Here is a 21,455-nt window from a genome sequence, read left to right as displayed (position 1 = left end):
GGATTAAAGATTGATCATCTCGCCCTTAGTGGGTATCGCCGTCTCTCGGTGTTTGGGGAACGTTTTGCAAAGGCCTTTTGAAATAAAAAGAGCGCCCAAAGGGGCGCTCTTTGTCTTTTCGTATGGCTTGCGGTTTAGATTAGAAACCGGCTTTGATCTTCTCGAATTCTGCGATCATTTTTTCACGCAATGCTTGGTTCATTGGTACCTGTGCCAGGACGGGCGCATCCACAGGGCCAAGGCCGGCCTCAGCCAAAGCTTCGGCGCCAATGGCCGTCATGGCGGTTTGGTTGCCGTGGCCATAGCCCCATTCTGACACGATATAACCTGCTGAGCCGGGGTCCATCCATGCATTGAAGAAATCATACATTTTGTCTTCTGGATTGGGTCCATTTGCCAAATTCACATAGCCACAGAACCAGCTTGAAGAGCCCTCTTTTGTCGAGCGGTTGGCTTCAACCGGCAGGCCCTCGGCGGCCATGGTAGCAGGCGTTTCGCTCCAGGCCCACGAGACAACAACCTCACCACTGCCCATCAATTGCGCCAATTCTGCGCCATCGGCCCAATAGGCCCGCACATTTTGATGCGCTTGACGCAGCCAGGCAGAGGCAGCTTCAAAATCGGCGTCGGTGGCTTTGGTCCAATCGGCGAGACCATTGGCCAAATAGCCCAAGGCGTAGATGTCATCGACATTATCTGGCAGTGCAATCCGGCCAGCATAGGCGGGATCAAGGAACACCGATAGGCTGTCCATTTTCGCCATGTCAACCATATCTGTGCGATAGGTCAAAGCTGTCGTGCCCCAATCCATCGGCAGAAGATAATACCCGCCGTCAAATTTGAAGGCTTCTTTCATCTCCATATTCACATCATCCCACAGTTCAATCCGTGAGGTGTCAAGCGGCTCGAGCAGGCCGGCTTCTAACCATTTTGACACAGATTGGCTGCAAGGGTGTGAGACATCCGCTCTGAAACCCGCACGCAGTTTCTGGAAAGCTTCCTCTTCTTCACCAAAGAAGGAGTATGTTGGCGCATCACCATGCTTTTCGATATACTTTTGGAAGAAGCCCTCGTCTTCATAGCCAGACCAATCGAGCACAACCAATCCGTCATCGGCGGCTGTCGCGGCGCCACTGACAAGTGTTGCGGCCGTGGTGGCCAGCAATATTTTTTTCAGGTTCATAATGTATCTCCTTGTCGGCAAACCGCCGTGAAAAAACTTTAGACCAGCTTTTTGTTTGCTTCAAGAATTCTATTCGATATGACTTGCGGTGGGGCGGTTGCAAAGGGCGGTCTCGCGGCTTTCGCCTTGTAAAAATGAAGGTAAAACCCATGGTTCATGTTGTGATTGCCGGCGCCGGTATCGTTGGAGTTTCTTCGGAAATTTGGCTGCAACGGGCGGGGCATGAGCTCACGCTTGTGAATCGTATGGATGGGGCGTTGCGCACCAGCTATGGCAATGCGGGCGTTCTGGCTGCGGGTGCGATCCTGCCGGTGCCTGTGCCTGGATTGGCGCAAAAGCTGCCAAAAATGGTGTTCAGCCGTGATGAACCGTTATTTTTAGAATGGCGCTATCTGCCTCGCCTGTTGCCTTTTTTGGCGAAATTTCTCAGCTTTGCTCGCGCAGTTCATGTGGCACATTGCGCCTGTTCCCTATCTTATCTCTTGTCCGATAGCCATGCCCAGCATCAATCTTTGGCCGAGGTAACCGGAGCAGAGCGCTTTATCAGTCAAGAGGATTTCTGTTTTGGTTACGCCACAGAGACGAGTTACTTCGCAGATGAGTCAGGCCGTGTGCTGCGCCGTGCGCATGGCTATGAGATTGAGGGGCTCGATGGGGCGGCTTATGCGGATCAGAGATCCGCTTTACAGCGGTCAATGTGCCAAAGTTGTGTGTTATAAGAACAGTGGCCGTATTTCAGATCCGGGGGCCTATCTGGCCGCGCTCCTGGCGCGTTTTCAAGCGGAAGGCGGCACGATGCTCGTGGCCAAATTGAAGATATCGAGCTGCAGGATGGAGCCTATAAGGCCTTAATCACAGATCAGGGCCGGGTCACGGGCGATCATATCGTTCTGGCCATGGGAACTTGGTCGGGCAAGATGGCAAAGAAGCTTGGGATCAAACGCTTGGCCTTTGAGAGCGAGGGCGGCTACCATATTGAGCTGCATAATCTCAGCGCCATGCCCAAAGCGCCGATGATGGTGGCTGCCGGCAAATATGTTGTGACCCCCATGGAAGGGCGCATCCGATATGCGGGGGTGGTGGAATTTACCAGCACCGAGGCGGCGGTGCAGGATGGGCCAGTACAGTTCACCAAGCGACAGATTGCAACGCTGTTTCCCGACTTGACTTACGATCACATGAGCGACTGGATGGGGCGTAGGCCGGCCACGTCAGACAGCCTACCGCGCATTGGGCCTGCCCGCGCCATAGACAATGGCCATATGGCTTTTGGTCACCAACATATCGGGCTGACGGCTGGACCAAAAACCGGGCGGTTGATTGCTTATATGGTCAGCAATCAACCCAGAAATGCAGATCTGTCTGCCTTTGACCCGGCCCGCTATCAGGCCTATTCATAGGCTTCCAAAGGGGGGCAGGTACAGATCAGGTGGCGGTCGCCATGTACATTATCCACACGGTTCACGGGCACCCAATATTTGTCACCCCGCATAGCGCCCGCAGGATAGCAAGCCTGCTCACGGCTATAGGGCCGGTCCCAGGTTTCGATCAAATCCGTGACTGTGTGTGGCGCGTTTTTTAGGGGGTTATTGATACGATCCATTTTGCCATCAATAATGTCCTGCGCCTCTGCTCTGATCGAGAGCATAGCGTCACAGAAGCGATCTAATTCGGCTTTAGGCTCGGACTCGGTGGGCTCAACCATCAAGGTGCCCGCGACGGGCCAGCTCATTGTCGGCGCATGAAAGCCGCTGTCCATCAGGCGTTTGGCGCAGTCATCTACTGTGACATCCGCTGCCTCATTGAGGGGTCTTGTGTCGATGATACATTCATGCGCCACGCGCCCCGTTTTGGAGGTGTAGAGAATGTCAAACGCACCTTCGAGACGCGCGGCAATGTAATTGGCGTTTAAAATAGCCACTTTTGTCGCTTGCGTGAGGCCGGCGCCGCCCATTAGCAGGATATAGGCCCAGCTGACCGGCAGGATGGACGGTGAGCCGAAAGGTGCTGCGGAGACCGGTCCAACGTCGCTTCCATATTCCGGATGGCCTGGCAAATGCGCGGCCAAATGGGCCTTTACACCAATCGGCCCCATGCCTGGCCCGCCCCCGCCATGGGGAATGCAGAAAGTCTTGTGCAGATTGAGGTGTGAGACATCACCGCCAATATCGCCAGGTCGCGACAGGCCAACCATAGCGTTCATATTGGCCCCGTCGATATAGACCTGACCGCCGTGATCATGGGTGACCTTGCACACTTCTTGCACGGTTTCCTCGAACACCCCATGTGTCGAGGGATAGGTAATCATACAGGCGGCCAGGGCGTCGCTGTGCAGTTCTGCTTTGGCACGAAAATCGGCGACATCGATATTGCCGTCAGCATCTGATCCCACGACAACGACCTTATAGCCAACCATTTGTGCGGAGGCTGGGTTGGTTCCATGGGCGGATGTGGGAATCAAACAGACATTCCGATGCGCTTGCCCATTGGCTGCATGGTATTTTCGGATGGTCAACAGGCCAGCATATTCACCCTGTGCGCCCGAATTGGGCTGCTGGCTGATGGCATCATAGCCAGTTATGTCGCAAAGCTTAGCATTTAAATCCGCAAACATCTCATGATAGCCGCGCGCTTGATCGACAGGCACGAATGGGTGCAAATTGGCAAATTCTGGCCAAGTCACCGGGATCATCTCTATGGTGGCGTTGAGCTTCATCGTGCAGCTGCCCAGTGGGATCATAGCCCGATCCAGCGCTAAATCGCGGTCTGCTAGCCGGCGCATATAGCGGGTGATTTCCGCTTCGGCGCGGTTGAGGTGGAAAATAGGATGGGTAAGATAGGCGCTTTCGCGCAGCATGGAATCTGGCAGGCGATAGGCCCGATTGGCCTTGCTGTCATCCTTCAGATCGCTACCAAAGGCGCGCCACACTGCCTCGATGGTTTCTGGGCGTGTTTGCTCATCAAGGCTGATGCCGACACGGTCCGCATCAATCTTGCGCAGGTTGATTCCATTGGCCACGGCGGCCTGTAGGATCACCCCTTGGAGGTTCCCAACATGCACGGTGATCGTGTCAAAGAAGACCTCAGGTTGCACATCAAAGCCTAAGGACTCAAGCCCTTTGGCGAGGCGGCTTGTCTTGCGGTGTACCGATTGTGCAATGGCTTTTATACCGTCCGGCCCATGATAGACCGCATACATGGAGGCGATCACCGCCAAGAGCGCTTGCGCGGTGCAAACATTCGAGTTGGCTTTCTCACGCCGAATGTGCTGTTCACGGGTTTGTAGCGCCAGGCGCAGCGCCTTATTGCCGCGGCTGTCCACTGAGACGCCGATGATCCGGCCAGGCATTGAACGCTTGAAGGCATCCCGTGTCGCCATATAGGCTGCATGCGGTCCGCCATAGCCCATGGGCACGCCAAAGCGCTGAGTGGAGCCAATGGCGATATCCGCGCCCATCTCACCAGGGCTTTTGAGCAGTGCCAGAGATAGTGGATCTGCCGCAACAATAGCCAAGGCTTTATGCGCATGCAGGGCCTCAATTTGGGATGTGAAGTCGCGCACATGCCCATAGGTGCCGGGATATTGGAAAATGGCGCCAAAAACGGCGCTTGCGTCCAAATCGTCTGGGCAACCCACAACAATCTCGATCCCCAAAGGTTCCGCACGGGTTTGAATCACAGCAATATTTTGCGGATGGCAGTTCTCATCTACAAAGAAAGTTTGTGATTTTGACTTGGCAGAGCGCATGGCCATCGTCATCGCCTCTGCGGCCGCTGTGCTTTCATCGAGCAAGGAGGCGTTGGCAATATCTAGCCCAGTAAGATCGCTCACCATCGTTTGGTAATTCAGCAAAGCTTCAAGCCGCCCTTGCGAGATTTCTGGCTGATAGGGGGTGTAGGCGGTGTACCAAGCGGGATTTTCCAAGATATTGCGCAGGATGGGCGCTGGGGTGGTGGTGCCGTGATAGCCCTGACCAATCAGCGAGGTCAGGACTTGGTTTTTGCTGGCCACTTGTTTCATGTGATGCAGCGCATCGCGCTCGGACATTGCCGGGCCAAAGTCTAGCGGAGCTGTTTGACGGATGGCCTGTGGCACGGTCGCATCGATCAATGCATCCAGGCTATCAAATCCAATGGTGCGCAGCATCTCTTCCATCTCTGACGGCGATGGGCCGATGTGTCGACGGTTGGCGAAATCATAGGCTTCATAAGTGGTCAGTTCAAAAGGCATGCGTGTAGCTCCGCTTTTAGTCTGTGGTTCAGCGATTAAGTCTGTGGGTGGTCAAGCGATGAAAGTTTTGTAACCGGCCAAATCCATCAGCCCTTCGAGCTGGGCAGGATCGGAGAGTTTGACTTTATAAATCCAAGCATCTGCTTCGGGATTTTCGTTTAAGGCGGCGGGGTTGCTTTGCAAAAGCTCGTTGGCTGCAATGATCTCCCCGTCCACAGGGGCGAAGATTTCAGAGGCCGCTTTAACCGATTCAATCACACCGATTTCATCGCCGCTTTCAAACTCATCGCCTTCCTCTTTTTGGTCTACAAAGACGATATCGCCCAATTGCTCTGCGGCATGGGCTGTGATGCCGATGGTGGCAGTGTCGCCTTCCACTATGATCCATTCGTGTTCTTCGGAATAATATGTCGTCATTTGGGTCTCCCGTTTAGCGTTTGTAATTTTGTGGAACGAATTGCAGCGCGCAGACCGTGGCCGGCTGCGGCTTGCCGCGAATGATCAGGTGCAGCTCTTGGCCCGGCGCGCTGTGATGGGCCTTTACATAGCCCATAGCAACCGGACCTTGGACGGTTGGGCCGAAACCACCTGAAGTGATCTCACCAATGGCGTTGCCGTGCAGGTCGTGAATTTCGACCCCTGCGCGTGCTGGGGCGCGGCCCTGCGGCATGATGCCGACCAATTTGCGCGCCGCGCCATGTTCCAACTCTGCTATGATACGCGCCGCACCGGGAAAGCCGCCTTCTTCGCGCCGACTTTTTTGAATGGCCCAGTTGAGACCGGCTTCAATAGGGGATGTATCAGGTGTTATATCATTGCCGTATAAGCACAATCCCGCTTCGAGACGCAGGCTATCTCGGGCACCAAGTCCGGCCGGGGCGCAGTCTGGATGATCCAGCATCAACCGTGTAATCCGTTCGGCATCGGCTTCTGGAATGGAAATTTCATAGCCATCCTCACCGGTGTAGCCCAAGCGTGAAATTCGGCAGAGCGTGTGATCGATCAGCGCCTCACAAGTCTGCATAAAGTTCAATTCAGTCGCCTGCGGACAATGCCCGGCCACCACATCCTGCGCTGAGGGGCCTTGTACCGCAATTAGGCAACGGTCGAAAATTTCTGTGACCTCAATGTCTTTTAGATGGGCTTTCATATGCGGGATATCTTGAGCGCGCATAGAGGCATTGACCACCAAGAACAAATGATCGCCCGCATTCGATACGATCAGGTCATCCATGATGCCGCCAGTCTCATTGGTGAAGAATGTGTAGCGTGCTTTGCCCTCGGGCAATGTGCTCAAAGCGGCTGGAACCAAGGCTTCCAATTTTTCGGCGGCATTGGGGCCATGCAACAGGACTTGCCCCATGTGGCTCACGTCAAATAAGGCTGCTTTGTTGCGGCAGTGCTGATGCTCACCCATAATACCCATAGGATACTGCACGGGCATTTCCCATCCCGCGAAATCAACCATTTTGCCGCCCAAGGCGCAGTGAAGATCATATAATGCTGTACGTTTGGGTGTATCGCTCATGATATTTTCCCGTTCTTGAACATTTTTCCACTATCGGAAACTTTTTCGTTTATACGATTTTTTTAATGCTTTTCAAGTCAAATAATGACACCGATTTTGTTTATGGGTTAAGAACTAAAATACAGCCCTATGGGTTACATGACCAGATCAGGATCATGGGGGCAGATCGAAATTGTCACAAACCGTTTCAATGGCTTGTTCTAGAATGTCAAACAAACCATTCACCTGATTTTTGCTGATTATGAGCGGCGGCGAAAACACGCACATGTTGATCAAGGGCCGTACAATCAGTCCGCGGTCATGGCACGCCTCATCAATCATCGCGCCGATTTCGCGTTCATCTTCAAGCCGCGAGCCATCCTTGCTCAGCCGCGCTTCTATGCACCCGATCAAACCGGCGCCCCGGGCGTCACCAATGATTGGGTAACGCGCCAACCGCGCGAGCCGCTCTTGGAAATAGGGGGCGATATCGCGCACATGTGCCAATACATTGTCGCGCTCCAAAATTTCTATATTTTTCAGGGCTGCGGCACAGCTCACTGGGTGGCCCGAATAGGTATAGCCGTTGGAGAATAAGACGTCACCTCGATGGGTCATCCGCTCCATCATGCGGTCAGAAATAATACAGGCGCCCAAGGGCAAATAGCCGGAGGTCAAGCCTTTGGCGCAGGTAATGATGTCGGGCTGAATTCCAAATACAGCCTCGGAGGAAAACCAATGACCGAGTCGTCCGAAGCCAGTGACCACCTCATCAGAGATATATAAAATATCATGGGCGCGGCAGATATCGAAGGTGCGTTTATGATACCCCTCTGGCGGAACAATCACACCGCCTGAGCTCAAAATAGGTTCGGCAATGAACGCGCCAATATTTTCGGCCCCAAGCTGGGCAATAGCCTCTTCAAGATCTTGCACTTTGGCATCGCACCATTGCGCGACACTCATTTCATCGGGGCGCAGATAGGGATTCACATTGGGTAGGAAATGCACCAAGCGACTTTCGACATCGAATTTGGTGACATCCCGCTCTTTTCCGCTCACGGATGCTGCCAGATAAGTCGAGCCGTGATAGCCTTTCTCCCGAGCTAGGATCATCTTCTTTTCGGGTCGTCCAAGACTATTGTTCATAAACTGCATCGCCCGCAAAGCGGTATCGACGGCTGTGGAGCCGCCTGTGGTGAAGAATACATTGTTCAAATCCCCTGGCGCAAAATCGGCCAATTTCTTGGCCAGCATCGCGCCAGGTTGGGTCACATTGGTAAAGGGTGAGGCATAGGGCATTTCCAGCACCTGGGCTGCGATTGCCTGAGCCATCTCTGCTTGCCCATAGCCGATCTGCACGCACCACATGCCGCCGGGACCGTCTATAAATTTCTTGCCGGTTTCATCGTAAAGATAGATACCCTGCGCTTCCTGCACCAACATATTATCATAGCCACGCCACGCGTTCATATCATGCCATGGGTGCAAGAAATGCTCCCGATCAAAGGCGTGTAGTTCTTCAGGAGACGGTGAATTTTGCATGAAACCTCTTTTGTTACCCCAAGTGCTCGGGCGCTATTTTTCTGGCAGCGCCTCAACGGGTCCATCGGCTTTGAGCCATGCGGTAAAGCCGCCAGAAATATGGGCCACCGGTGCCAGTCCCATATCTTGCGCCACTTTCGCACTTAGGGCCGAACGCCAAGCGCTGGCACAGTAAAATACATAGGTCTTATCTTGGTTGAAAATCTCTTTATGATAGGGGCTGGCTGGATCAATCCAAAATTCCAGCATCCCGCGCGGGCAGGAAAAAGCGCCTGGTATCTTACCTGTGCGTTGCAACTCGCGTATGTCACGCAGATCCACAATCACATGGTCCGGGCTGTCAATCAGTGCCTGGGCCTGTTCCACAGTAAGGGTGGTGACTTCTGCGTTGGCTGCGGCCACCAAGTCTTTGACAGATGTTGTAATCACTTGGGTCATACTGTGCCTCCTTACCACATTGGTAGCCTATGGGGCGCAGATTGCAAAGACTTACCGGCGCCGCCGATATCGGCGCAAAACCGTGGGTTTTTGACATGGTTTCGTCGTTAATGGCGGTTCGGTGGTGGGGTGGATTTGCCTAGTATAGGGTCGATCAGCAAACTGGAGCGGATATGGCCCGACGAAAATCAACCACCGGAGCACGGGCGCGGCAAGGCAATGAGGCGGGAATTGGTACTGCACCGCCCAGCCCCTATCTGAAGCGGCGATTGGCGTTTTTCGACCCGTTAGATGACGCTACTATGGCGCAGCTTGAGGCGCAGGTTGATTGGTTGATGCAAGACGTTGGCATTGCGTTCCGTGATGATCCAAAGGCGCTTGAGATTTGGCGCCAGGCCGGTGCGCGGATTGACGGCGACCGGGTGCGCATGGAGGCATCTCAGGTCCGCGGATTGTGCAAGACCGCGCCGGAGCAATTCACCCAAATTGCCCGCAACAGAGCCCGCGATGTGGTTATAGGCGGACAAAATCAAGTATTTGCGCCGATCTACGGCGTGCCATTCGTGCGCGATTTGCAAAAGGGCCGACGTTATGGGGATCTGGACAGTCTCGAGAAATTGATCAAGCTGACCTATATGCTCCCGAATTTGCATCATGGAGGCTTGGTGATTTGTGAACCCTGCGATGTGCCAGTGAGCAAGCGTCATTTGGATATGTTGTATTTGCATATGACCTGTTCGGACAAACCGCATCTGGGCGCGATCACCGAACAAAGCCGGGCGCAGGACAGCGTGGACATGGCGGAAATTGTTTTTGGCCGCGAGGTGATGGATCAAAACTGTGTCATCATGGGCAATGTGAACACAAATTCACCGCTTTTGGTCGACAAAGTGGTCACTCAGGCGATTGATACCTATTGCAGCCGCGGCCAGGGGATCGTGGTGGTCCCCTTTATACTATCGGGCGCGATGGGACCTGTCAGCACCGCAGCGTCGGTCACCCAAGCCATGGCAGAGGCGCTGATGTGCTGCGCCTTTTCGCAACTGATCCGCCCAGGGGCGCCATTTGTCTTAGGCAATTTTCTCAGTTCAATGAGCCTGAAATCAGGCGCGCCAACCTTTGGCATGCCAGAACCGATCCTGTCGAACTATGCCATTGGTCAAATGGCGCGGGCTGCGGGCTTGCCGCTGCGCTGTGGTGGATCTTTGACCGCAAGCAAAATCGAAGATGCACAGGCGGCTTATGAGAGTACCGATTCCATGCATTCCACCATGCTGGCCGGCGCAAATTTTGTTCTTCATGCAGCCGGTTGGATGGAAGGTGGGCTCTGCACTGGATTTGAAAAGCTGGTGATGGATGCGGACCGTTTGGGCGGCTATCAAAAACTGGGTGCCGGGCTGGATTGCAGCCCTGAAGCGCTTGCGCGTGATGCCTATGGCGAGGTTGAACCGGCTGGGCATTTTCTCGGCTCGGCCCATACCATGCGCAATTACCAAACTGCCTTTTATGAGCCAGCGCTCAGCGACAGCGAAAATGTCGAAAGCTGGGAAGACGGTGGGGCGAAAGATATGCGGCAGCGGGCCTATGAACGCTGGACCAGCCGGTTGCGTGCCTATAAGCCTCCGCCGATTGACGCAGGTGTGAAGGAAGAATTGCAAGCCTATGTGGAGCGCCGAAAATCTGAAATTCCGGACGCTTGGTATTGAGAGAACGGCCATGCTAGGCTTGAAAACTAGAACTTAAAAGACGGTTAGACTGATATGCCAGAGATTCAAAAATCCGAAAACGGGGGCGGAGCAAAAGCTCTACCCAGCCATGCGAAAGTCGTGATTATTGGCGGCGGTGTCGTGGGCTGTTCTATCTTGTTCCACCTGGCAAAATTTGGCTGGAACGATGCAGTTTTGCTCGAACGCGACGAGCTGACATCGGGGTCTAGCTGGCACGCGGCTGGGCAAATTCACACGATTTCAAGCGATCCGAACATCAGCCGTCTGCAAGGCTATACCATCGACCTATACAAAGAAATTGAGGAGCTTTCGGGCCATTCGGTTGGGCTGCATATGACCGGAGGGTTTTATTTGGCGTCAAATAAAACCTGGTATGATTACCTCAAACGCGAACGGTCGAAGGCGCGCTATATGGGCCTTAGTCAAGAGTTCATCAGTCCGGCGGAAGTGGCTGATCGCCATCCGTTGATTGATCCAAAACATTACATTGCCGCGCTTTGGGATGATCAAGATGGCGATTTGGACCCCTCTGGGGCGACCTATGCCTTCGCCAAAGCGGCCAAGGTGCATGGGGCACAATATTTCACCCATACGCCTGCGACAAAGACCATTCAGAGGCCAGATGGAAGCTGGGACGTACACACGCCGCGCGGTACGATCAACGCGGAGCATATCGTGAATTGTGGCGGGCTTTGGGCGCGCGAAGTGGGGCAGATGCAGGGGCTCAAGATTCCGGTGCAGCCGATGGAGCATCACTACCTGTTGACGGAAAAGATCCAAGCCATTGCTGATGCACCGAACCGCTTGCCCTGTGGAATTGATTATGAGGCCAATATCTATTTTCGCCAAGAGCGGGACGGGCTGCTTTTGGGCACCTATGAGCAGCGCGGAACCCCTTGGAAAGTAGATGGCACCCCCTGGGATTTTGGCCATGAATTGTTGCAACCAAATCTGGAGCAAATCGCAGATCGTTTGGAGTTTGCCTTTGAGCGTATTCCTGTTTTGGGGGAGGTGGGCATTCGGCAAGCAATCAACGGTCCCTTTACTTTTGGCCCGGATGGCAATCCGATGATTGGCCCCGTGCCAGGAATGACGAACTATTGGTGCGCGGTCGGAGTTATGGCGGGCTTTTGCCAAGGGGGCGGCGTTGGGCTGACCATGGCCGAATGGATGATAGATGGGGAGCCCTCAATCGATGTCTGGGCCATGGATGTGGCACGTTTTGGTGATTGGGCGACGCCAGATTGGGGCACGGTGAAATCGACTGAAAACTACGAACGTCGTTTTGTGATGACCTTTCCCAATGAGACGTTGCCGAAGGGGCGTCTGCAGAAAACTACTGCGATTTACGATCATCTGCTGGCCAAGGGTGCGCGCATGGATCAGAGTTTTGGTTTGGAACATGCGCTTTGGTTTGCCAATGGCCCTGAAGACGCCCATGAGGCGCCCAGTTTTGAACGCAACCGCAGCCATGACTATGTGGCGCGTGAGGTGGCAGCTGTGCGCGCAGATGTTGGGGCGATTGAGGTGGCCAATTTCGCCAAACATGAATTCAAGGGCCCGGGAGCCCGTGCCTATCTTGACAGGATCTTGGCCGGTTTCGTGCCAAAACCCGGCCGCGTGACTTTGACGCCGATGTTGACGGAAAAGGGCAGGCTCTACGGTGATTTAACCGTGGCGTGTTATGGGGCGGATCATTTCATGCTCTTTGGATCGGGAACGATGCAAGAAGCCCATAGGCGTTGGTTCACGCGCGATTTGCCTGCCGATGTGCGCTATCGCAATGTCAGTGAGGATTGGCATGGTTTGGCGCTCAGCGGTCCAAACTCCCGAGCGGTGTTGGCTGAATTGACCCGCGAGGATGTCAGCGCCGCAGGCTTCGCCTTTCGCGACACCAAAATGACCTATGTTGCGGGCGTTCCGGTAATCCTGACCCGGATCAGTTTTTCGGGTGAATTGGGCTATGAAATTTACTGCAAGCCCCAATATTTGCGCCGCCTGACCGAAGCGGTGGAGCTGGCTGGGGCAGACAAGGGTCTGCGCTGGTACGGCGCGCGGGCTTTGATGTCGATGCGGCTTGAGAAAGGCTGGGGCGCTTGGGGCCTCGATTTCAGACCCGATTTTACCGCCGCTGAAGCCGGTCTTGATGGGTTCATCAATTGGAACAAAGAGTTCATCGGCAAATCTGCCGCTCTAGCGGGGAAACAACCGGCCAAGCGCTTGGTCACCTTAACCCTCGAGCTTGAGGGGATCGATGTGTCCAATGATGAGGCGATCCTGCATCAGGGCGCGGCCGTTGGCTATATCTCGTCCGGCGGCTTTGCCCATCATGTCGGTCGCTCTATGGCGATGGGCTATGTTCCCGCAGAGCTTAGCGCCGGTGGGCAAAAGTTAGAGGTCGAAATTTTAGGGCAAATGTACAACGCCGAAATACAGTCCGCGCCGCTTTACGACCCCGATGGGTTAAAAATGCGCAGTTAAGGAGCAGCGCGCACTGGGCAATGTGTCCCGCACCCATTGCCCAGACGCTTTAATCCATGGGTTTGGGCGGCGCACCTCCAAGGAACAGATTGCCGTTTTGGTAGTCACATGGTGCCTCTTGCATCTGCAAATGTAGGTGTTTTCCATCATCTTCGTAGGGATGGGCCCAGGCGAGCACCTCGTCAAACTCAATGCCAAGACCCGGGGCGCTGGGCGCTGTTATGAACCCGTTTTCAACTTGGATCGAGCTTTTAATCAAAGCATCATGGAAGGGTGTTTCAATGGTTTCGGCAATCAAAGTATTGGGGATGGACACCGAAAGGTGGATATTTGCGGCCCATTCCACTGGTCCGGCATAAAGATGCGGAGCCATTTGCGCATTATACACTTCCGCAATGGCGGCGATTTTCTTGGTCTCCCAAATGCCGCCCGACCGGCCCAAAGCGGGCTGTAAGATTGTGGCTGCCCCTTGCCGCAAGACCTCGGCAAATTCAGCTTTGGTGGTCAAGCGCTCCCCGGTGGCGATCGGTGTGGTGACAGCGCGGGCCACCTTGGCCATTTCAGCAATATTATCGGGCGGTATGGGCTCTTCAAACCAAAGCGGTGAAAACTGCTCCAGCGCCGTGCCAAGCCGAATGGCGCCTGCGGTTGAAAACTGCCCATGGGTGCCAAATAATAAATCGGCCTTGTCGCTCACGGCCTCACGGATGGCGCTGCAAAAAGCAATGGATTGGTGAATATCAGACATGGCCGGCATATGCCCGCCGCGCAAAGTATAGGGACCAGCAGGGTCAAATTTTACTGCCGTGTAACCTTTGGCAAGGGCCGCGCGCGCAGATTCTGCGTTTTGATCTGCGTTGCCCCAAAAATTGTTCACATCGTGGTGCTCGAGTGGGTAGAGATAAGAATAGGCCCGAATGCGCTCATTCATTTTGCCGCCTAAAAGCGCCCAGACTGGGCGGTCACGATCCTTGCCAAGAATATCCCAACAGGCAATTTCCAGCCCCGAAAAAGCCCCCATGACCGTTAAATCTGGTCTTTGGGTGAAACCGCTGGAATAGGCGCGGCGAAACATCAGTTCGATATCTTCTGGGCTTTGTCCCTGCATATGCCGCTCGAAGACATCGTGGATCACATGTGTCATTGTGGTCGGCCCGAGGCTGCTGGCATAGCACTCCCCGATCCCCGTAACTCCAGTGTCGGTGGTGACTTTGACAAAGATCCAATAGCGCCCCCCCCAGCCGGGTGCAGGAGGCGCCGTGACGATCACTTCAAGATCTTGCAGTTTCATATCAATGTTCCAATATCTGCGCCTTCTTGTGGCGGGTTTGAGGTGGTTGCCAATTTATTTAAACAGGATCACATTCCGCTTTGCGGATCCAGTTTTTGTATCTGCGATGGCCTCATTGATTTGCGCAAGGCTCCAATGGGCCGAGATCAATTCATCAAGCTTTAGGCGGCCTTGGCGGTACAGATCCACGATCCATGGGATATCGCGTTGGATAACCACATCTCCCATTTTGGAGCCGATCATGGCTTGCGAGGCCGCCGCAAGATTTCCGGCTTCATAGGAAGAGGCGGCGCCTGTTGCGGGCATGCCCACCATAATGACCTTGCCGCCACTGGCGAGATAATTGGGCGCGGTGGTATAGGCGCCGGCGGCACCCACTGTGACAAAAACTGCATCCGCGCCGCGGCCCAGCGCCTGCAGCGCCTCAACCCAAGGCGTTTCGCCGGTGGCCAGCACCCCGTGGGTTGCGCCAAATTCCATAGCAATGTCGAGCTTTTCTGGCAGCATATCCACGGCGACAATCCGCCGGGCGCCGGCGATCCGTGCGCCCTGGATAGCGTTGAGACCAACCCCTCCCGCTCCAATGACGACCGCATCTTGGCCAGGGCGCATTTGAGCAGCATTAACCACCGCTCCCACGCCAGTGATCACACCGCAGGCGATGAGAGAGGCTACATCCATGGGGATATCATCGCCGATTTTCACGACCTGAGTTTGCGCAACAACCACGCGCTCGGCAAAGGCCCCGCTGGCCATAGCTTGATGCAACTTGCTGCCGTCCGGCATGGACAGCGGGCCTTTGTCCCCGTCATAGGCGGTTTCACAGCCTGTCGGCCGGCCTGTGCAGCAGGCGGGGCAAGTGCCACAAGAGCGAATCAATGTTGCCACGACCGCATCGCCAGCCTTTAGCCCAGTGACCCCATCGCCAAGGGCAGAAATGCGTCCCGCCGCCTCATGGCCATAGACCGCAGGCAGTGAGCCGCCCCAACCGCCATCCAGATATGTGATGTCTGAGTGGCAAATGGCGCAGGCATCGAGGGTAACTTCGACTTCACCAGGTTTCGGATGCGCCAGTTCAACCTCTTCGATGGAAAGAGGCTGGCCAAAGGCATGGGCGACGGCGGCTTTGATACGGGTCATTTCGGCTCCATGAGATAGATGCCCCGAGGCTAAGGGCTGTTGCAGAACCTGCAAGAGGTTTTGCGACATTTAAGGGGCTGAATTTTGTCCAGAGATGCTTCCCCTTGGCCGGGTGGTGAATAAGGTCAGCGTGATCGCCACCACGGCTGCAGCCAAAAGAAACGGCGCGCCCGGCAGAAAGACCGGCCCACCCGGGCGTGTGGCGAGATAAAAGACATAGGTCAGCACCAAGGGGGCAAAAATAACCGCCAAAGATTGGGTTGAGGCGATGATACCCTGTAATTCCCCTTGCTGATTGCTGGCCGCCTTATTGGCCATTATGCCACGCATTGCGGGGACAACGATCGAGCCAAGTGCCGAGAACGGCGCGATGATGAGGGCCCAAAACCCCGAGGTGAGAAAGCCCAAAGCGGAAAACATGGCGATATTGAACATAAAGCCGATGATTATGGTGCGCTTTTCACCAAGCCAGGGCAAGATTCTGCGAATCAACAGACCCTCGACAACGGCAACGGAAATCCCGAAGGAGGCCAAGGACAGGCCAACCATGCCAGGCTCCCAATTGAACTGTGCTTTGGCGTAATACACCCAAATCGCAGGATATGAATAAAAGGCAAATTCATAGAGAAAAAACACCAGTAAGAAGCGCGCGAGCCCGGGGATTTTACGAATTTGCACCAGCGCGCCTAAAGGATTGGCCCGGGCTGGATCAAACCGGCGGCGCATGGGTTTGCTCACCGTTTCGGGCAACACAAAATATCCCAACAGGAGGTTGAGGCTGGCAAGCCCTGCGGCGGCGAAAAAGGGGACGCGGAAACCATATTCGCCCAAAAGACCACCGATCAGTGGCCCCAGCACAAAGCCAACACCAAAGGAGGCGCCCAGTATGCCGAAGTTGGCGGAACGGTTGTCCTTGGTCGAGATATCCGAGATGAAGGCTGCGGCAGTGGCTTGGGTGGCGGCGGCGATGCCGCCAATGACGCGGGTCAGAACCAGCAGCCAGATCGAATGGGCCAGCCCCATGACGACATAATCAACGGCAATCACAAGCAATGAGACCAGCAGGACGGGACGGCGTCCGTATCTGTCACTGAGCGAGCCGATAGTTGGACCAAAAAGAAATTGCATCAAGGCGAAGACCATTGACAAAATCCCACCCCAAATGGCTGCATGGCCGAGATCTCCACCCTCAATGTCTTGCAGCAAATCTGGCATCACAGGAATAATCAGGCCAATGCCCATGGCATCAATTGTCAGCGTGACAATGATGAAGGTAAAGGCCAGGGGTTTGTTCATGTCAGGACTCCTAGAGTAATTAGATGTGTCCGGTTGCCCGCAAAAAATCGCTCAAGAGCTGAACAAATTGCACCGGCCGCTCAACGCAGGGCAGATGGCCCGCGCCGCGGATGATGTGAAAGCTGCTGCCGGGGATCAGCTCGAGGGTTTCGCGCACCAAATCAGGTGGGGTTGAGCTGTCGTGATCTCCGGCGATGCCCATAACCGGCAAGCGCAAAGCCGATGTCGGAGTCAGAAAATCTGTTCCAGAAATCGCGTGAGCGCAGCCGATATAGCCCTCCTTGCGCGTGGCCTGCAGCATATTGGCCCAGGGCGCCATGGCCTGCGTGCCGTACATTTCAGGGCTAAACCACCGCCGCATTGTGGCGTCAGCCACGGGCCCATTGCCATCTTTTCGGATGCTGTCAATCCGGTCTTGCCAAATATCTTTGGTGGCGATCTTTGCAGCTGTGTTTGAAAGAACCATGGCCCGGATCAAATCGAGCCTTTTGCTCGCCAGACCCTGGCCAACCATACCTCCGATAGACAGGCCAACAAAGAGGCAGGATGTAATCTTTAGGTGATCGAGCAGCGCTTCTGCGTCAGAGATGAGCGCACCCATGGAATAGGGCGCCTCTGGACAATCGCTCAGACCGTGCCCCCGCATATCATATCGAATGATGCGCAGACCTTCGGGCAGCAAAGGCATGATCTGATCCCACAGCCGCATATCTGTGCCCAAAGAATTGGAAAAGACCAAAGGAGCTCCCTGTGGGTCACCCTCGTCGCGATAATGAATATGCATTCCTGACTTGTCGAAGACTTGCATGGCTCTTCCCCTTTTGGCGATTGTCGCTATCGTTGCGAGCATCTTATGGAGGATTCTATGGCTATCACAACCTGCGTCTTCGACGCCTATGGGACTTTGTTCGATGTGGCCTCTGCGGCCCGCGAAGCAGCTGGCCGCCCAGAAAATGCTGAAATTGCGGAAAATTGGGCGAAATTGGCTGGAGATTGGCGTCAAAAACAGCTGCAATACAGTTGGTTGCGAGCTGTGATGGGCGCTCACACTGATTTTTGGCAGGTGACCCAAGATGGGCTTGATTGGGCGATGGAGGCCAATGGGGTCTCGGGCGTGCGCCTGCGAAAAGACCTGCTGGATCTCTATTGGAGTTTGGCGGCCTATGACGAAGTGCCGGCAATGCTTGCGGCACTCAAGGCGGCGGGCCTCAACACGGCTATTTTGTCCAATGGTTCGCCAGATATGTTGGACGGTGCCGTTGCATCTGCCGGGCTTACAGATCGGCTGGATGCGGTGTTGTCGGTTGAATCTGTCGGTATTTTCAAGCCAGACCGCCGAGTCTATGACCTGGTTGGCACGCATTTCGGATGTCGGGTTGAGGAGGTGCTTTTTGTCTCCTCCAATGGTTGGGATGCGGCAGCGGCAGCGGAATATGGCTTTTCGACCGCTTGGGTGAACCGGAGCGGTGAGCCGGTGGATCGCCTGCCATGGACCCCGCGTCATCAGTTGCAAGATTTAACTGGGATTCCGGCGATAGCAGGGGTGTAGAAAATGAACATTGAGATGATACGGGCGGCGGCCCAGCGTCTGGAGGGGCAGGTGCGGCGCACCCCGCTGCTCAATTCTTCCTTTGTCGATGAGATCGCGGGGCGCAGGGTCTGGGTCAAGGCAGAGGCTTTGCAACATACCGGGTCATTTAAATTTCGCGGCGGCTGGTCTGCGGTCTCGGCTCTTGCACCTGAGGTGAGGTCGGCGGGCGTGATTGCTTATTCATCAGGCAATCATGCGCAGGGCGTGGCGCTGGCCGCGCGTCTGCATGGGGTTCCAGCCGTCATCGTAATGCCGAAAGATGCGCCCCAATTGAAGGTTGAGAATACCTGCGCATTGGGGGCAGAGGTGATTTTATATGATCGAGACCGCGAGGATCGTGAGGCGATCGGCGCGGATTTGGCTGAAGTGCGCGGTTTGAGCCTGATCAAGCCTTATGATGCCCCTGAAGTGATCGCAGGACAGGGCAGCTGTGGGTTGGAAATAGCGGCGCAAGCTGCAGCGGTTGGGATCGCGAAGGCTGATGTTTTGGTGTGTTGTGGCGGTGGCGGTTTGACCTCGGGTGTGGCTTTGGCGCTGGAGCATCAGGCGCCAGAGATGCGCGTGCGGCCCGTGGAGCCCGTCGATTTTGATGATGTGACCCGCTCGTTGCAAAGCGGACGTCGGGAAAGCAATGATCGTAGCGGCGGCAGCATTTGCGACGCCATTGTGACCCGGAGTCCCGGAGAAATGACCTTCCCGCTCATGCGCGATCTGTGCGGACCTGGCATTGTTGTGCCAGAAGACGATTGCCTGCGTGCGATTTCTGTAGCCTTCAGCCGTTTTAAACTTGTGCTTGAGCCCGGCGGGGCCATTGCGCTGGCAGCTGCCCTATATCATGGGGATCAGCTGAGCGGTGATCATGTGATATGCATCGCCTCTGGCGGCAATATCGATGCGCAGCTGTTCACCCGCGCACTTCAAACCTATCCCTGTCACTAGGAAAGCCCGGCGTTGCCGCCGGGCGGAAAGTTTTGAGATAATATCTAAGAACCTGTCGTTCTTAGAAATTCTCGGGTTGCGGTAGGCCCAAGATGTGAAGACCACCATCCACCATTATGGTCTCGCCGGTGGTGCATTCGCCATAATCTGATGCCAAATAAACCGCTGTGCCGCCGATGGAGGCTTTGGTGGCATTGGCCCGCAGAGGGGTGTTGGCTTCGGTAAAGCGGAACGTTTTGCGTGCACCGCCAATGGCCGCGCCGGAGAGGGTTTTCATCGGGCCGGGCGAAATCGCGTTCACGCGAATTTTTTGCGGGCCCAAATCATTGGCCAGATAGACCACCGCCGATTCCAGTGCCGCCTTGGCGACACCCATGACATTATACCAAGGCGTGGCCTTGCGGCTGCCTTGATAGGTCAACGTGATCAAAGTGCCGCCATCTTTCATCAAAGGCTCAGCTTTCTTAGCCATGTCGATGAAGGAATATGCCGAAATCTCCAAAGAGTTTTTGAAATTTTCGCGGCTGGTATTAACGAACCGTCCGGTCAATTCACTTTTGTCGGAATAGGCGATGGCGTGCACGGCAAAATCCAGCCCGCCCCATTTATCAGCCAATGTGTCAAAGGCTGCTTGTGTGCTGGCATCATCTTGCACATTATAATCCAGCACCAGATCTACACCCATATCAGCCGCCAAAGGTTTGACCTTCTCGCCAAAGACATCCATTTGCACGCCGAAAGCCAATTCTGCGCCTTCGGCCTTCATAGCCTCTGCGATGCCCCATGCGATGGAGCGATCATTTGCAATGCCGGTGATGAGACCGCGTTTTCCTTTAAGAAGTTCTGCCATCATATTATCCGTTAAATTTGCTCATAATTAGGGTCGCATTTGTGCCACCAAAACCAAAGCTGTTGGAAAGAATCGTGTCGAGTTCAACATCGTCTTGGCGTGTGGTGACAATCTCTGAGGCATCCAGAGCCGGATCGAGCTCTTGCACATTAGCGGAGGCAGAAATGAAGCTATTTTGCATCATTGAGAGCGAATAGATGGCTTCGTGCACCGAGGTTGCGCCCAAAGAGTGCCCCGTCAGGGATTTGGTCGAGGAGATCGGTGGTGTTGATCCCTGACCAAAGATATTCCGCACGGCCTGCACTTCGGTGACATCGCCGGCTGGGGTAGAGGTGCCATGGGCGTTGATATAGTTTACCTTGCGATCTGGATCTAGCATGGCGAGCGCCTGGCGCATTGAGCGCTCACCGCCCTCACCAGAGGGGGCCACCATATCTGCGCCGTCCGATGTGGCGCCATAGCCGGTCATTTCGGCATAGATTTTCGCGCCGCGTGCTTTTGCATGCTCCAGTTCCTCGAGAACCAAGACGCCGCCGCCGCCGGCGATAACAAACCCATCGCGGTTGGCGTCATAGGGGCGTGAGGCCGTTTCGGGTGTATCATTGTACTTCGATGACATGGCGTTCATCGCATCAAACAGACAGGAGAGCGACCAATGCACCTCTTCACCACCTCCAGCAAAGACCACATCTTGTTTGCCAAGCTGAATTTGCTCCATCGCATTGCCGATGCAATGGGCCGAAGTGGCGCAAGCGGAGGTGATGGAGTAGTTCAAGCCCTTGATTTTAAAAGGCGTGGCCAGAGTCGCAGAATGCGCCGAGCTCATGCACCGCGTCACCATGAAAGGCCCCATGCGTTTTGGTCCACCGCGGTTTTTTACAACGTCGAAAGCCGCGTGGAAATTCGCAGTCGAAGGCCCACCAGAGCCCATGATCAGCCCTGTGCGGACATTGGAGACTTCATTCTCCTCCAGGCCGGAATCGGCAATGGCCTGATCCATAGCCAGATAGTTGTAACCTGCACCCGTGCCCATGAAGCGCATGTGGCGCTTGTCGATATGCTCGGCTGGGTTGATTTTCGGAATACCTGCAACCCGGCTGCGAAAGCCGTTCTCTGCATATTCTGGTTCAAAAGCAATCCCTGACCGGCCCGCTTTCAGCGCATCGGTCACTTCGTCGAAATTATTGCCAATGGGTGAGACAATACCCAGGCCTGTGATGACTACACGGCGCATGT

At 54.9% G+C, this 21,455-nt stretch carries 18 protein-coding genes; 6 read left to right on the top strand and 12 right to left on the bottom strand.

Going from position 1 to position 21,455, the window contains the following annotated elements:
• Positions 1–139: 139 nt before the first annotated feature.
• A complete protein-coding gene (locus ABLW18_RS08910; protein WP_347824465.1) occupies positions 140–1,183 on the bottom strand; it encodes an ABC transporter substrate-binding protein in 1,044 nt (347 codons plus the stop codon).
• 149 nt (positions 1,184–1,332) lie between these two features.
• On the opposite strand from ABLW18_RS08910, the gene ABLW18_RS08905 reads away from it, so the two are divergent.
• Positions 1,333–1,902 (top strand): FAD-dependent oxidoreductase, encoded by a 570-nt coding sequence (locus ABLW18_RS08905; RefSeq protein ID WP_347824464.1) that lies wholly within the window; start codon positions 1,333–1,335, stop codon positions 1,900–1,902.
• Positions 1,903–1,992: 90 nt separating this feature from the next.
• Positions 1,993–2,583 (top strand): FAD-binding oxidoreductase, encoded by a 591-nt coding sequence (locus ABLW18_RS08900; RefSeq protein ID WP_347824539.1) that lies wholly within the window; start codon positions 1,993–1,995, stop codon positions 2,581–2,583.
• Here ABLW18_RS08900 and gcvP read toward each other — a convergent pair.
• The 5 genes from gcvP to ABLW18_RS08875 all read right to left on the bottom strand — a co-directional run bounded on the left by gcvP (position 2,574) and on the right by ABLW18_RS08875 (position 8,904).
• Entirely contained in the window at positions 2,574–5,414 is a 2,841-nt protein-coding gene (gene gcvP, locus ABLW18_RS08895) for an aminomethyl-transferring glycine dehydrogenase (protein ID WP_347824463.1), read from the bottom strand. The two genes, ABLW18_RS08900 and gcvP, sit on opposite strands and share 10 nt — an antisense overlap.
• 51 nt (positions 5,415–5,465) lie before the next feature.
• Positions 5,466–5,831, bottom strand: coding sequence for a glycine cleavage system protein GcvH (gcvH, locus tag ABLW18_RS08890; protein WP_347824462.1), 366 nt, complete (start codon positions 5,829–5,831; stop codon positions 5,466–5,468).
• 13 nt (positions 5,832–5,844) lie between these two features.
• Positions 5,845–6,942 carry a glycine cleavage system aminomethyltransferase GcvT gene (gcvT, locus tag ABLW18_RS08885; protein WP_347824461.1) on the bottom strand — a complete coding sequence of 366 codons (1,098 nt, stop codon included), beginning with the start codon at positions 6,940–6,942 and terminating at the stop codon, positions 5,845–5,847.
• Between the two features lie 153 nt (positions 6,943–7,095).
• Positions 7,096–8,466, bottom strand: coding sequence for an aminotransferase (locus tag ABLW18_RS08880; protein ID WP_347824460.1), 1,371 nt, complete (start codon positions 8,464–8,466; stop codon positions 7,096–7,098).
• A 33-nt stretch (positions 8,467–8,499) separates the two neighbouring features.
• A complete protein-coding gene (locus ABLW18_RS08875; RefSeq protein ID WP_347824459.1) occupies positions 8,500–8,904 on the bottom strand; it encodes a rhodanese-like domain-containing protein in 405 nt (134 codons plus the stop codon).
• A gap of 173 nt (positions 8,905–9,077) precedes the next feature.
• Here ABLW18_RS08875 and ABLW18_RS08870 point away from each other — a divergent pair, with 173 nt between their 5' ends.
• Complete coding sequence (locus tag ABLW18_RS08870; RefSeq protein WP_347824458.1) at positions 9,078–10,610, top strand: trimethylamine methyltransferase family protein; 1,533 nt, start codon at positions 9,078–9,080, stop codon at positions 10,608–10,610.
• A 54-nt stretch (positions 10,611–10,664) separates the two neighbouring features.
• Positions 10,665–13,112 (top strand): FAD-dependent oxidoreductase, encoded by a 2,448-nt coding sequence (locus ABLW18_RS08865; protein ID WP_347824457.1) that lies wholly within the window; start codon positions 10,665–10,667, stop codon positions 13,110–13,112.
• A gap of 49 nt (positions 13,113–13,161) precedes the next feature.
• On the opposite strand, the gene ABLW18_RS08860 is transcribed toward ABLW18_RS08865, so the two are convergent.
• The 4 genes from ABLW18_RS08860 to pcaD form a co-directional block, all read right to left on the bottom strand.
• The gene (locus ABLW18_RS08860) at positions 13,162–14,403 is read right to left on the bottom strand and encodes a mandelate racemase/muconate lactonizing enzyme family protein (protein WP_347824456.1); all 1,242 of its coding nucleotides are present in this window, start codon (positions 14,401–14,403) and stop codon (positions 13,162–13,164) included.
• A gap of 54 nt (positions 14,404–14,457) precedes the next feature.
• Complete coding sequence (locus ABLW18_RS08855; protein WP_347824455.1) at positions 14,458–15,543, bottom strand: Zn-dependent alcohol dehydrogenase; 1,086 nt, start codon at positions 15,541–15,543, stop codon at positions 14,458–14,460.
• Positions 15,544–15,612: 69 nt separating this feature from the next.
• Positions 15,613–16,839, bottom strand: a complete 1,227-nt coding sequence (locus ABLW18_RS08850; protein ID WP_347824454.1) for a TCR/Tet family MFS transporter — start codon at positions 16,837–16,839, stop codon at positions 15,613–15,615.
• Between the two features lie 19 nt (positions 16,840–16,858).
• Positions 16,859–17,647, bottom strand: a complete 789-nt coding sequence (pcaD, locus tag ABLW18_RS08845; protein WP_347824453.1) for a 3-oxoadipate enol-lactonase — start codon at positions 17,645–17,647, stop codon at positions 16,859–16,861.
• Positions 17,648–17,704: 57 nt separating this feature from the next.
• On the opposite strand from pcaD, the gene ABLW18_RS08840 reads away from it, so the two are divergent.
• Complete coding sequence (locus ABLW18_RS08840) at positions 17,705–18,388, top strand: haloacid dehalogenase type II (RefSeq protein ID WP_347824452.1); 684 nt, start codon at positions 17,705–17,707, stop codon at positions 18,386–18,388.
• A gap of 3 nt (positions 18,389–18,391) precedes the next feature.
• Positions 18,392–19,369, top strand: coding sequence for a threonine/serine dehydratase (locus ABLW18_RS08835; RefSeq protein WP_347824451.1), 978 nt, complete (start codon positions 18,392–18,394; stop codon positions 19,367–19,369).
• A 61-nt stretch (positions 19,370–19,430) separates the two neighbouring features.
• Here the strand turns inward: ABLW18_RS08835 and ABLW18_RS08830 are convergent, their stop codons facing one another.
• Positions 19,431–20,219 carry an enoyl-ACP reductase gene (locus tag ABLW18_RS08830; RefSeq protein WP_347824450.1) on the bottom strand — a complete coding sequence of 263 codons (789 nt, stop codon included), beginning with the start codon at positions 20,217–20,219 and terminating at the stop codon, positions 19,431–19,433.
• 4 nt (positions 20,220–20,223) lie between these two features.
• On the bottom strand, positions 20,224–21,453 hold the full coding sequence (gene fabB, locus ABLW18_RS08825) for a beta-ketoacyl-ACP synthase I (RefSeq protein ID WP_347824449.1): 1,230 nt from the start codon (positions 21,451–21,453) through the stop codon (positions 20,224–20,226).
• Positions 21,454–21,455: the final 2 nt, after the last annotated feature.

The organism is uncultured Planktomarina sp. (assembly GCA_943788425.1).
Classification (GTDB): domain Bacteria; phylum Pseudomonadota; class Alphaproteobacteria; order Rhodobacterales; family Rhodobacteraceae; genus Planktomarina.
Note: the sequence above shows the minus strand (reverse complement) of the source record. Positions and strands in the feature narration are given on the sequence as shown.